This window comes from Nostoc sp. WHI, assembly GCF_015714725.1.
Taxonomy (GTDB): domain Bacteria; phylum Cyanobacteriota; class Cyanobacteriia; order Cyanobacteriales; family Nostocaceae; genus Nostoc.
The window spans coordinates 1-13016 of record NZ_WBKM01000332.1 but is presented as its reverse complement, the minus strand read 5'-3'; the positions used below and the strand labels follow the sequence as shown (position 1 = coordinate 13016).

The following is a 13016-nucleotide window of genomic DNA, read 5'->3' as shown; positions in this document are numbered from 1 at the left end:
CCCCCTTTTCTAGTAGGAAAGGGGGGTTGGTGGGTTAGATTTATGTTGAGATATAGCCACCTTCAGCATTCAGATGACGTTAGACTTAATAGTAAACTCTAGCCCTTTAACGCCTTTCTAAAGTTTTGACGATAGGATTGATTAGTAATAAACAAAGCTGGCCATAGCAAAGATAAACCAATGCGATTGCTCAAGCTTGGATTAAAATTAGTCCGCCGAAACCCATTCCAAAACTTCCAAACGCCACCTGCGTAAACTACTATCAAGGCAAAAATAAAAAAGTTACCCATTCCCATCAACTCCGTTAGTAACTGACAGAATTTAAGTTAAGTTTTCTACACGAGGTAAGCATTTCATAACCAATACCAAGGAGGTATGTATGATACAAACTCCTCCATCACTGACATCTAGGTCAAAGGACGTTAACATCATTTCATAGTTGATGTACTAGGATTGTAATCGTGCTAGTTGGAGGCTCATACCTAGCACCTGTCGTCCAAAGGCTAGAAGCCTTGGGTTAAATGCACAAAACTCTAGTTTAGCAGGTTTCAAAAGTCCAGGTCAGCGATTTAGTAAACAGATGTACACCCCTACTACAGTCAATTTATACGCTGCAAAGATTTTTGGAAATGGGATTCTATTAAGTTCGGCAAATCATTTACAATATGTCATTGCGAATGTAACGTTCGCGCTTGCGTCTCGTAGAGAAGTGGAATGAAGCAATCGCAAGGCTTTGGGATTGCCGCGCGACCCTCGCAATGACATAAGTATTAACTCGGCCATGATATCACCTAAAAGATTAACTGCAATCTGACTGAGAATTGAAAAACTCTGTGGCGGATTATCCTTATGCTTCATCTACCCAGTAAAGATAATATCGTTCACTATCTACCCAGTTTCTCTGAAAATCTTTGATTGGAACAATCTTCAAATCGTTGCGGTTGACATTTAGTTTTTGATTTAAAATCAGCAAAATTTTCTTTTGCTCATCTTGATTTTTGAGTAAAGAATTAATTTGGTTTAATATCTCAGTTTGTTCGACATCTTGACGACCTTTTTTAAATAGGGTAAAGCTTCCCATTTTTTTAAGCTCAGGATAGTAAAACTTTCGATTGAGATAACCTGATAAAGGAGCCATATTTGCATCTCGACTGGCAACAATAAACTCATTATCTAACTTAGCTTCTTGAATATACTGAGATGTTTCGCGACTGGCAGAAAATGGCACGAATAAATCTCTTGAAAAACTATAAATACCTCCTCCAAACTGGACGTAAAGAATTAGCATCAAAGCAATATGATGCCATTTTTGAACAAATGTAATTGAATTTGGACGAATAGAAAACTTATTGAGTAAAACTATAGACTCTTGATAATAGCTTCCTAGCCATAAAGCCGCTATCAGAACTAAATAGAAATGTCCAAAATGCCGAGGCATACCTGTAAATCTCAAGTATGTAAAGGCAAATATTACACAATTACCTATAATGTAGAAAAACAAAGCAACTGGCTTTTTAGATAATTTAATCAAGGTTAAAATTACAATAAATAAAGCGATTATCGCGCAAACAATTAAATCTAGCCATCTTTTGTGTTGAGGAATAATTAATAAATAACCACCAAATATTCTACCTATGCTTCTCAACAAATGACGGATATCTAATTGCATTAGCCAACCATTATTTAACCCACCATAAAGATAACTATCTGTTGGAGGCGTAATAATATAAATGGATAAAATAAAAGAAAATATGATAATTATAATACTTAAAAACAAGTCGTATTTTTGGCTTTGACTAAAGTACTGCTGGCGATGTTCACTATCAAAACAAAATTCAGCCAGCAAAGTCAATGATAAAGAAAATGATACGAGTAAACCATAAGCACTACTATTTGCTAATAAACCCAATAAAATTGCCAAATAAGCATAAGTTATTTTTCTGGTTGAAAAAATTGTACAGAATGCAAAAATAAACAACATACTAAAGGCATAGTTTCGAGAAATTAAAAGATATTCATAAAAAGGAAAAAACCCAAAGGAAAACAGAAACTTTTGTTGATAGTTAAAAGGGCTATATAGGCAAAAAATAGTAACCGAAACAACAGTAATTGCCAAATGAAAAATTTGCATAATAATAGGATTATCTATTATTTTTCTCAGAAGTGCCAGAGAAAAATACCATAAAATAGGATGACCTTCATAGCGAATATTTGCAATTAAATCCCCCAAAGATTCACTATCTCTGACAATAAGCCAGGGATTTAGTTCATCTCGCCACATCGAATGGTTGAGAATACCTATTAAACCAAGAGCAGAAAAAATAATGATTATAAACCAGGGAGAACGAAAAGGTAATCTCGAAGTATCTTTGATGATTTGTTTGTTTAACATTGTTAGTTCAAAATGAAATTTATTTCGATCAAAGTTATATAGCAATTCTATTTGAGTTGTAAAATTAGTCGTGGAGGCAGGCAATAGGCAATAGGCAATAGGCAATAGGCAATAAAATTTTTTCATGAATGATTTAGGATTGTTATATATAAAAAATCTAATTTAAAATTTAGAGGTTTTGGTATTGGTTGCTGTTAAAAACTTATGCAAAATTGTGATCTACATCTAAATAAATTCTTTTCACTTTCAATTTGTTACTAATGGACAGCAAAGACGTTTATTTCTACTTTTTATAATTTTCTGGTATACCCACTGGTGACAAACCCGCGATCGCTCGTAAGTTTTGGCAACGAATCAACTCAGTAAAATTTAAACTGGAACGCCTTTCAATTTTGGCTACTTCTTCAATTGCAAATAACAAGTGCTGCGCTGCTTGTGCTTCTGAATAACCGCGCCGTTGGGCTATGCGAATTGCTGCTAAATCGGCATTTAACTCTGATTCTTGAGATTTATTAGTACGCCAGATCCGAAAAGCGGCGATCGCACTTAATCCCCCGGCTACGGCTACACCCACCACATCTGATTGTGCTGCCTCTAATAATCCGCCTAACAGCCCCACCAGCACTACACCTTGATAAATTTCGGGTTTAAACCACTTTACCCCCGTCAACCAGCTAACCATCTGTAACAACAGTAAATCTCGTTGCGGCTTTGTCAAGCGACGCCACAAATCGAAATTAATATATATCGGTCGCGCCTGATTCCAGGGTTGGGGAAAGGAGGCGTCAATCACTTTTGCCTGTTCCGGCTTACTAACGATTTTTGCCGTCATCCGACCAGAAGCAGGCATCACATCTAACAAACGGCGAATTTCAACATTTGGCTCCATAAATTTAATTATTAGCCATAATGTGCGTAGCAACTATTTTAGTTCTCGATTTCTGCCATTCCTTAAATGATTAACGGCTCAAGTTCATGATTATGCCATTGCCTCTGATGCCATTCTGCAACCAAGGGACGGACGATGAACTTAGGCTGTCCATCGCCTTTAACATCAATGCGTAAACCTGAGTAAGGTCGTCGCTTCTGAGAACCTTGACCATTACGACCGACGAAGAGATGCGATCGCGCCACTAATCTATTTTCATTTCCAAAAGTCTCCATCAAATCTGCACCCTCAGCCCTCTGGCGTCGCAGACTAAACCCACTACCGCCACAAACAATCCAGTGGATATGAGAATCAGCGTGTCCTGTATCCATTGTCTCAAGGTGTTCCAAGCAGTGCGCGTGACCATTTAATACCAAATCGACCAAAGCACGCCCCTGAGTTAGAGAACCTACTTTTTTAGCCACCGCATCCAGAACACCACGAAGGCGATCGCGAATGATCAGAGTTTGTGCTTGTTGCCACTTGGTCGCCTCGGTAACATAGGGAGGATGGTGGAAATAAATCACCCGTCCCCGAACTTCGGCAGTATTCCATGATTCAATTAATTTCTGTTTCAGCCACTCCAGTTGTTCAGTGTCAGTCACTATTGTTTTGTCGGTGGCTAATTGCTTATCGATATCGACAATCATTTCTTCAATTTGTGACAGATTGGACTGCGAATCGTCTAATTGGTCGGCTTCATGAGGCTTTTTGGGATCAAGCTTTGCTGAATTTTCAATGATTTGCAGCTTTTCTTGCTCTAAATCTTCACGACGTTTTTCTAAGATTCTGCGATCAAAGTCACCTTTTTTTGTTTTAGGTAGCGGTGGTGGATCGTTAAATGTATTAGAATCCAAGGCAAAGAAATCAATACCGTTATAGCGAAAAGTGTAGTAGCGATTAGGGAGACGGGTGAAGTGTCCAGGTTCATAACAAAGACAACGACCTGTATCTGTCTTAGCTGTGTAGTACTTATCTAAGTGGCTGGCTAACTCTCCCGGAAGCTGATACGCCTGAAGATAGTCCAGAAATGCCCGTGCGTAGGCATCACCCGTTCCTGAGCCATGCAAGCCCACATCTATGTCTAACCGCGATCGCAACAATCCACGAATGGGTAATGTTGTCAAGGATGCCAAGCCCCATAAAATCGGCAAGTTATAGTAATCGTGATTTCCCGGTACAGGTAAAATGGGCAGCTTAAAAACCATCTCGTCATAGGCAATTCGTCTGGGATGCTCTCCGCCCAAGATAAACTCTCGGTAAGGCTCGATGAAATTCTGCTGGTAATACTCACTCGACCCCACCAGATAGATCACATCCCCCGTGTGCAGCATAAAACGGCATTCTTTGTGATGAGGCAGCATAAGTTCAGCCACCTGTCGCTGAGGATTGTGTCCCCCGTGGCTTCCCGAACCACTATCACCAATAACTAAAAATGAAAACTCAGGATTGTCTGGTTGCCTATCTTCCAACACCAGCCGAGTTTGGTCAATGTTTCGTTCCACAATTAACGGGTCTTGCCACCGCACCCGTTGATTCATTTTGCGAATTTTTTTAGCGATCGCCGGATCAGATACAAGTTTCAATGCAATTTACTCCTGAATCTTCAATTGAAAAGCAGCAGGGAAGCAAGGTTGCAACAAATCTTTCCCCTCTACCCAATGCCCTCATTCTCCTACTGGATCTTTCATCTCAATAATCAAATTAGGGAGTCCCTCTAGTTTTTCGGTAGGCTCAACTTCTTCTACTAATGGCACAAAAAGTTTCAAACCTGCTGGTACACACTTAATTTCTACAGGTGTTGTGCCCACTACTTCACCATCTATAACAACCTTTTGCGGTGGGTTAGTCGTAATTTTAAATTGTTTGGCTCGTAGAAAGCCAATATCATTCCGTTCTGTTGCGTTGCCTGTAGAAGCTGTTTGGAATAGATGAAATGTAGCAGCGATCGCCCCTGCTTTGTTAGCCGGAGCTACAATCGTTAAATCTAGTAATCCATCATCATAAATTAGACCTGCTGGCCCCTGAGCTAAGACTGAAGTGGCAGGCGCGGCATTTGCTACTGTGACTGCACAGGCACTAGTTTTAATTATTTTGTCTTCAGTTTCAATTTCAACATCAAAATTTTTTAAGCTTCTCAATTGCTGGATTCCTGCCAAGACGTAGGCCATCATCCCAAAGCGATTCTTCGCTTCCCGGTCTGCCAATTCTACAGTTTCAGCTTCAAAGCCGATACCTGCCAAGAGTACCATTGGCTGATCGTTGCAATAGGCTACGTCTACATTGCGGGTTGCTCCCTGTAAAATTGTCTGACACGCACCTGCGATCGTGTCAGGAATTCCTAAAGCTGTGGCAAAAGCGTTTGCTGTTCCTCGAGAAATGATCCCAAATGGAATCTCAGTACCCACTACAGCCGCCGCGGCCGCTGAGAGGGTGCCATCTCCCCCCGAAGCAATGATTGCATCTACCCCCCTTGCTACTGCTGCATAAGCCAGTTCGTCAGCGTCGATTTCTTCAGTTGTGAGATAAATATCCAGGTCAATATCTGACTCTAATATTGCCCGAATTTCTGCCAGTTCTAGGTCTGGGTCACCCTGACCCGCAACTGGATTAAAGATAAGGCAGGCGGAACGATTCATAAAATATAAAAGCTAAACTTAGATCACTAAAATCCCAATTTATTTCTAGCATTCTTGTAAAAATTCGACTTCCTTCTGACGACTGGTTTACTTTTCGTAAGGTTTATAAGTCTTTAGCGTCGAAACATCCCAATGCTGATACATATCTGTTATCTTTTGTCCATAACTTAACTATCAAAATTTTGCTATGCGTCAATTATTACTAGTTTGGGCAAGTATATTAACTCTCAGTAATTTAAATACCCCCACCATGACAAGAGCAAGTACAATTCCTGATTTACCCGAAATGCGCTTAGTTCAAAAGCTCAACTGCAATAATCCTCAAACTCAAGTAGCAATTAATGAATGTACGAAGTTGTTTTATCAGAATGCGGATAAAAAATTAAATCAAGTTTATCAACAGTTGCTGCCTACGTTAGAAAGATATAGAAAACAGAAATTGATTGCTGCACAACTAGCGTGGATCAAGTTTCGAGATACCACTTGTGAGTTTGAGAGAAGCAGATACGAGGGGGGAAGTATTGCCCCTAGCATTTATTTTGGTTGTCTAGAAAATACCACAAAACTGCGTACCCAACAATTACAGGAATATCTCAAATCCGACCCTTAATTGGATAAAAATTGTTAATTTTTTTCATATCTAGCGATTTCTATGCTTGCGTTACATGTGAGGTAAAATACGATAAAAAAGTGTCTCTATGACCGTAACTACAGCTAAATGGACAATAGATGAATATCACCGCATGATCGCGGCAGGTATTCTAGATGATCGGCGTATAGAACTACTAAAGGGAGAAATAGTAGAAATCTCACCTGAAGGAGAACCTCATGCTTACTTCAGCAGTGAAAGTGGGGAATACCTGATTCGACTTTTAGGCGAGCGCGCCACAGTTCGCCTCACTAAACCAATTACGCTTCCTAACAACTCTGAACCTGAGCCTGATATTGCTGTTGTAAAAAGATTGGGACGTGAATATTTAGAACATCATCCCTACCCTGAAAATATTTTCTGGTTGATCGAATATTCTGATTCCAGCTTAGATAAGGACTTACAAATAAAAATTAAAGTCTATGCTGAAGTAGAGATTCCTGAATATTGGGTAGTTAATCTTAAAAAGCGGCAACTTGTAGTATTTCGAGATCCTCAAGATGGAGAGTATGCCTCAAAAAGCACATTAACTGGAGGCAGGATTTACCCACAAGCATTTGCAGATTTGGCTATATCAATAAGTTCCATTGTTAACATTTAGAAATAGAAACTAGAAAAGCGATTAATCCAATTACTTAAAAATAATTTTAACATGGCTTGGTCACTCTGTTTTCATCTTTAACCAGCCAAATACCTGTTCTACTGTCAACTCTAAATCCATAATTTAAAAGCGCTTGTTAGGCGTTGTTCACCCACTCCAACGAGGGTTTGCGCTGCGCTCTTACACAATCCTGTAAATAAAGGTTGATCAGGCTCTGATAGGAAATGCCAGTTTCTTCAGCAAGAACTTTGAAGTAATCAACGACATCCTCTTCAAGTCGAATCGTCACTTGCTTCTTAAGCTTTTTAATGTACGGATTATTTACAGATTGAGAAAAATCATACTCTTCTTTCATGATAAAAAACTCTGATATTGTTGACGCTCTCGCTTAGTAGCTTTACGAGCCGAGATGATGCGGATAACCTCCTCACTTTCCTGATACAGATGACACACTAACAACAAACGTAGTGAAGCACTCATTCCCAAGAGTATGTAACGATTCTCTTCTAAAGAATGCTCAGGATCATAGAGTAAGCGGGCATTCTCGTCATAGAAGACGGTTTCTGCCTCATTGAACGATACACCGTGCTTCTGCTCATTAGACCTAGCCTTTCGCTCATCCCACTCAAATCTCAACTCGCTCATACTTACAGTGTAATTACAATGTATATCATAAGCAAGTTGAGTGGACTGAAAAATGGAAATTTTCCAATGCTCACTTAAGGGTCAACTTTGTCAGGGATAATACAGCAATATTTGTCTACGATTTGATGAGTGTTCTATTGGAAGAATTCCCAAACGTGAAGCCTAACGTTCCCAATTCATTAGGGAAAACCCGCGCGTAGGCGTAGCCCGTCGTAGACATCGCTAATGTTGAACAAGCTGATGTCAAACTACTATGTCTGGCAGAAAAATAGTAGGTTGGGTTGAGCAATAGCAAAACCCAACCTACATCTACGCCAGTTTTAGTTTTTAGATGAAGCAACTTGCAACCCAGGTTGCGTAGGCGCAGCCCGCGCTTTGGCAAGCTCAGTACCATCGTAGACATTGCCCAAAGCTTGCTTTTGGTAAAGAATTGTAATCTAAAATCCCAAATTTAAAACCCAAAATTAGTATAAGTCCCTGACTACGGTAGTCTAGATCAGAGTGAATTTATCGCCTGGTTTGATATATCGTTATTATGACTTCAGTTGTTTATAGTCCCCCCCGCACTATTCGTATTGGTTCACGCAAAAGCCAGCTTGCTCTGGTTCAGACCTACTGGGTACAAGAGCAACTCCAGAAAAGCTTTCCTGATATCATCTTTGAAGTCCACACCATGTCTACCCAAGGCGATAAAATCTTGGATGTAGCATTAGCCAAGATTGGCGATAAAGGACTTTTTACCAAAGAACTTGAAGTTGGAATGCTCAATCAGGAGATTGACTTTGCAGTTCATTCCCTCAAGGATCTGCCGACTCACTTACCAGATGGGTTAACACTAGCAGCAATTACTGAACGGGAAAATCCAGCAGATGCCCTAGTGGTGCATGAAAAGCACAGAGATAAACAAATCGATACTTTACCCGCAGGTGCGGTAATTGGTACATCTTCGCTGCGGCGGTTAGCACAGTTACGCCACCACTTCCCCCACTTTACATTTAAAGATGTGCGGGGAAACTTAATTACCCGGCTGGCAAAACTGGATGCAGGCGAATACGATGCCCTAATTTTGGCAGTAGCAGGGTTAGAAAGATTGGGAATGCACGATCGCATTCATCAAGTTATACCCCAAGAAATTTCTCTCCACGCCGTTGGACAAGGAGCTTTAGGGATAGAATGCCGTGCTGATGATCATGAATTGCTATCTCTACTCAAAGCGATCGAACATCCCCAAACACGCGATCGCTGTCTCGCCGAACGAGCTTTTTTACGCTCTCTAGAGGGCGGCTGTCAAGTACCTATTGGTGTAAATACAGAAATATCTGGTGAGAATTTGACCTTAACAGGGATAGTCGCCAGTGTAGATGGTCAAAAGATGGTACAAGATACCGTTACTGGAAAAGCCAATAATGCCGAAGCGATAGGCACAGAACTAGCAAATCTGTTACGGGAACAGGGAGCGCAAGAAATTTTGTCAGAAATATTTGCCGTGATCCAGCGCGGTTCCTAAACAATTGGACAACCAAATGTGATTAGATAAGAATTGATCGCCATTGCACAAAAGCTGTGCAGACGTGACAAATCGCGTTGTTCGGCATCATCAAGTTGCATTGAAAATTTAGGCAGAACCGGGGAAGCAAAAATTACCATGCGGATTCTATTTGTTGCAGCAGAGGCAGCACCCATTGCGAAAGTAGGAGGAATGGGTGATGTCGTCGGGGCATTGCCCAAGTTTTTGAGAGAAATGGGGCATGATGTGCGAATATTTTTGCCTTACTACGGCTTCCTGCCAGACAAAATGGAAATTCCCAAAGAACCCATCTGGCGCGGATCTGCCATGTTCCAGGAATTTGCTGTTTACGAAAGCGTTCTGCCTGGTACTGATGTTCCCTTGTATTTATTTGGACATCCCGTATTTCTACCCCGCCATATTTACTCTGGAGATGATGAAGGCTGGCGGTTTACCTTGTTTGCCAACGGTGCAGCCGAATTTGCCTGGAATTACTGGAAGCCAGAAATTATCCATTGCCACGATTGGCACACGGGGATGATTCCCGTGTGGATGCACCAAGATCCTGATATCACCACAGTGTTTACCATTCATAATCTGGCTTATCAAGGGCCGTGGACTTGGTATTTACAGAAAATTACTTGGTGTCCCTGGTATATGCAAGGACACAACACAATGGCAGCGGCGGTGCAATTTGCCAATAAGGTAAATACAGTTTCCCCAACTTATGCCGAGCAAATCAAGACACAAACTTACGGGGAAACATTAGAAGGTTTGCTGTCTTTTATTAGCGGCAAATTATCTGGAATTATCAACGGTATTGATACCGAAGTTTATAATCCAGCCAATGACAAATACATTGCCCAAACCTTTACTGCTGATACCTTAGAAAAACGCAAGTCCAGCAAAATTGCTTTGCAAGAAGAAGTAGGGTTACAAGTCAACTCCAAAGCCTTTTTAATTGGGATTGTGACACGATTAGTGGAACAAAAAGGCATTGATTTGATATTACAAATCCTCGATCGCTTCCTATCCTATACTGATGCACAAATTGTGTTATTAGGGACAGGCGATCGCTACTATGAAAGCCAAATGTGGCAGATGGCATCCCGCTTTCCCGGACGCATGGCAACTTACCTACTGTACAACGATGCCCTGTCTCGCCGCATCTATGCCGGCACTGATGCCTTCTTGATGCCTAGTCGTTTTGAACCTTGTGGTATCAGCCAAATGATGGCTTTGCGCTACGGTTCTGTACCCATTGTCCGCCGCACAGGTGGATTAGTTGACACCGTAACGCACCACGACCCGGAAAATGCAGCAGGTACTGGTTATTGTTTTGACCGCTATGAACCACTAGACCTTTTCACCTGTATGATCCGTGCTTGGGAAGGCTTCCGTTTCAAACCCCAATGGCAAGAACTACAAAAACGGGGCATGAGTCAAAATTTTAGTTGGCATCAATCTGCAAAGGAATATGTGAAGTTGTACAGGTCAATTTACGGTTTACCAGAAGAAGAAGAACAGACACCGCAGCCAGAATTAGTGTTAAACGAGGCAGTCACCAGTAGCAAGTCCTGAACCGCCTGTAGGGTCGTACATCTATACGACCCTGTTTTTTGTGAACGAATCATTTTTCTGATTTAAGTTAATGAAAATGCTATAAAGTCTACAAAAAGTTTTTGTAAACTTGTAAATATTAATAACAGGCAATTGTATATTATTTTTTGTATTGAACTATAAAGTTTTAAATGATTAACTAGGGAAGTATTTTTTTACAGAGCATAGTTGATAACTCTTAAAAATAGATTAGCTTATACTTTGTTTGATGTATTAGCACGTCTATCCTGTATATTTATTACATTGCAAATTCCACCACTATAACTAATACATAAGGCATTGCAAAATCTAGGTTAAACAATTATATTTTCTAGTTAATAATCGGAGTCAAATAAGACAAGAAGGAGCATACGAAAAACTCTCTAAAGGTTTAGCAGGATGTTCATACACTCTTTATCTGGTTCATATGCCAATACTGTGCTTTATCAGAGCGTGTATAATTGGCGATCGCCCCTGGGAACCAGATATTTTGCACTTATTATTGGCACTGATTATATTTGTATTTGTATTTTTGTATGCGGTTGCGTAGGCGTAGCCCGCCGTAGGCATCGCACATTTTACCGAAGCAAAAACAGACAAGTTTAGAAACCTAATCATGTCTTGGATAAAAAATAGACGTTTAAACCAAGCTTAGATATTAATAGATAAAGTCCACCATTTTCCTTGCTAGCCTTTGTTTTTTAATCTAAAATTACATAAAAATACGTTTGCTTCTTCCTTTGTCAAGAGTTGATTTAAGCTCACCACTCATCGTTGTAATATTTAGAATGTTTATTATACGAGCAACTTTAAGAAGAAAGAACTCGTAAAACATCATCCGCCAGAGTAATAAGTAGGAGTCAGAAAATTGATAGACGTAATGGAATTTTTTCAGTTAAGCGCTGGTAAATGGCGATCGCAACGTGTAACTCATCACCTAGCCTTCAAGCGCTCAGAGACAGGAGAATCGGATATACAGGTAGAAGCTTTAGCTGGTGATCATCCAGAAGTCATCGAACTGTGCCAGTATCATCAGATTGACCCCAGCCTCTCAGTCGGGGGATCACGGGTGTGTTGGCTAGGTACAATGGCTTGGGATAGAGATGGTGATGAGAACCATCAGGGAAAAACCATATTTGCGATCGTGCCTGATGCCGATAATCCGAGGGTTGGCAAATTACTTCGAGAAAGAGGCTACGCGGAAATTGTGCCTGTAGTCGGTCTTTTTCATATAGACGATGAAGATGGGCTAGTGCTGACAACCGAATACGAAACAATGAGTTCCATTGAGCGATTCTGGTTTGCCAGTCCAAATATGCGGCTGCGAACCAGTACAGTGAAGCGGTTTGGCGGCTTCAGCACAGCATCGTTTTGTACAGAAACCCGCATTGATCCTTCTGCTGAGGTATCCAACGCCGAAGAAGTAACAGAAAGACAAGCGCAGGATGTTTTGGAAGTAAGACAGTTTTATTCCGTTTTGGGCTGGTGAATGATTCCCAAGCAAACCGATGCTTTTATTCGTGGCCGAGATTATCTCCATCTGGTACAGGGACTTGCCCTAGAACCGGGTATGGTGGATGTGTTCGATAACCTGCGCGATCGCATCCTCATTTACACTTGGATTGGCGAAAATATTAACACCGTTAACGCTCAGATTAATGCCTATCTAAAAGCCTGTGATGAGTGCTTTCATCACCAAGAGCGTCGCCACATCCAAATTTTTGCAGTACCCATCGCTCAATCCTTCGGCATAGATGGTCTGTGCAACATTCTCACAAACCCAATCACCATTCTGGTAGATGTCGGTCGAGTTGCACCTAAAGACTGGTTTGGTGTAGTCGTTCATGAATACGCCCATGCTCATCTAGGAGACTCCGGTCACAATCAACAGTTCGCTAGCATTTTATCTCATCTATGTTTAGGAATGGGATTGGAACCACCATATTGGAAGGCAGGCATGGAAGCAACTTTGCGTAGCTGGCCTCACTGTAAATCAACTATAGATCCACTGAAATTTTGGATAGGTCGCTGAAGGGGTGGGGAGTAGGGAATGGGG

Annotated in this window: 14 protein-coding genes; 6 read left to right on the top strand and 8 right to left on the bottom strand. The window is 40.9% G+C overall.

Annotated features, from left to right (window positions below; all coding sequences use genetic code 11):
• Nucleotides 1–98: 98 nt before the first annotated feature.
• The 5 genes from F8S12_RS34020 to F8S12_RS34000 form a co-directional block, all read right to left on the bottom strand.
• The gene (locus F8S12_RS34020; protein WP_196520669.1) at nt 99–290 is read right to left on the bottom strand and encodes a hypothetical protein; all 192 of its coding nucleotides are present in this window, start codon (nt 288–290) and stop codon (nt 99–101) included.
• Nucleotides 291–847: 557 nt separating this feature from the next.
• Nucleotides 848–2518: a hypothetical protein gene (locus F8S12_RS34015; RefSeq protein WP_230968461.1), complete on the bottom strand. Its 1671-nt coding sequence runs from the start codon at nt 2516–2518 to the stop codon at nt 848–850.
• Nucleotides 2519–2675: 157 nt separating this feature from the next.
• A complete protein-coding gene (locus tag F8S12_RS34010; RefSeq protein ID WP_196520668.1) occupies nt 2676–3281 on the bottom strand; it encodes a DUF3318 domain-containing protein in 606 nt (201 codons plus the stop codon).
• A gap of 62 nt (nt 3282–3343) precedes the next feature.
• Nucleotides 3344–4906, bottom strand: coding sequence for a metallophosphoesterase family protein (locus F8S12_RS34005; RefSeq protein ID WP_196520667.1), 1563 nt, complete (start codon nt 4904–4906; stop codon nt 3344–3346).
• A gap of 81 nt (nt 4907–4987) precedes the next feature.
• A complete protein-coding gene (locus tag F8S12_RS34000; RefSeq protein WP_196520666.1) occupies nt 4988–5959 on the bottom strand; it encodes a YegS/Rv2252/BmrU family lipid kinase in 972 nt (323 codons plus the stop codon).
• Nucleotides 5960–6146: 187 nt separating this feature from the next.
• On the opposite strand from F8S12_RS34000, the gene F8S12_RS33995 reads away from it, so the two are divergent.
• On the top strand, nt 6147–6569 hold the full coding sequence (locus tag F8S12_RS33995; protein ID WP_196520665.1) for a lysozyme inhibitor LprI family protein: 423 nt from the start codon (nt 6147–6149) through the stop codon (nt 6567–6569).
• 88 nt (nt 6570–6657) lie between these two features.
• Nucleotides 6658–7209: a Uma2 family endonuclease gene (locus tag F8S12_RS33990; RefSeq protein ID WP_196520664.1), complete on the top strand. Its 552-nt coding sequence runs from the start codon at nt 6658–6660 to the stop codon at nt 7207–7209.
• A 136-nt stretch (nt 7210–7345) separates the two neighbouring features.
• On the opposite strand, the gene F8S12_RS33985 is transcribed toward F8S12_RS33990, so the two are convergent.
• From F8S12_RS33985 to F8S12_RS33975, 3 genes are all read right to left on the bottom strand, one after another.
• Complete coding sequence (locus F8S12_RS33985) at nt 7346–7564, bottom strand: CopG family antitoxin (RefSeq protein ID WP_196520663.1); 219 nt, start codon at nt 7562–7564, stop codon at nt 7346–7348.
• Nucleotides 7561–7854 carry a BrnT family toxin gene (locus F8S12_RS33980; RefSeq protein WP_331001477.1) on the bottom strand — a complete coding sequence of 98 codons (294 nt, stop codon included), beginning with the start codon at nt 7852–7854 and terminating at the stop codon, nt 7561–7563. The genes F8S12_RS33985 and F8S12_RS33980 overlap by 4 nt, the downstream gene beginning before the upstream one ends.
• Before the next feature lie 115 nt (nt 7855–7969).
• Nucleotides 7970–8257, bottom strand: a complete 288-nt coding sequence (locus F8S12_RS33975) for a hypothetical protein (RefSeq protein WP_196520662.1) — start codon at nt 8255–8257, stop codon at nt 7970–7972.
• 132 nt (nt 8258–8389) lie between these two features.
• On the opposite strand from F8S12_RS33975, the gene hemC reads away from it, so the two are divergent.
• From hemC to F8S12_RS33955, 4 genes are all read left to right on the top strand, one after another.
• A complete protein-coding gene (gene hemC / locus F8S12_RS33970) occupies nt 8390–9361 on the top strand; it encodes a hydroxymethylbilane synthase (RefSeq protein WP_196520661.1) in 972 nt (323 codons plus the stop codon).
• A gap of 138 nt (nt 9362–9499) precedes the next feature.
• The gene (gene glgA / locus F8S12_RS33965) at nt 9500–10942 is read left to right on the top strand and encodes a glycogen synthase GlgA (protein ID WP_196520660.1); all 1443 of its coding nucleotides are present in this window, start codon (nt 9500–9502) and stop codon (nt 10940–10942) included.
• 889 nt (nt 10943–11831) lie between these two features.
• Nucleotides 11832–12449, top strand: coding sequence for a phycobiliprotein lyase (locus F8S12_RS33960; protein WP_196520681.1), 618 nt, complete (start codon nt 11832–11834; stop codon nt 12447–12449).
• Nucleotides 12450–12992, top strand: a complete 543-nt coding sequence (locus tag F8S12_RS33955; protein WP_196520659.1) for a hypothetical protein — start codon at nt 12450–12452, stop codon at nt 12990–12992.
• Nucleotides 12993–13016: the final 24 nt, after the last annotated feature.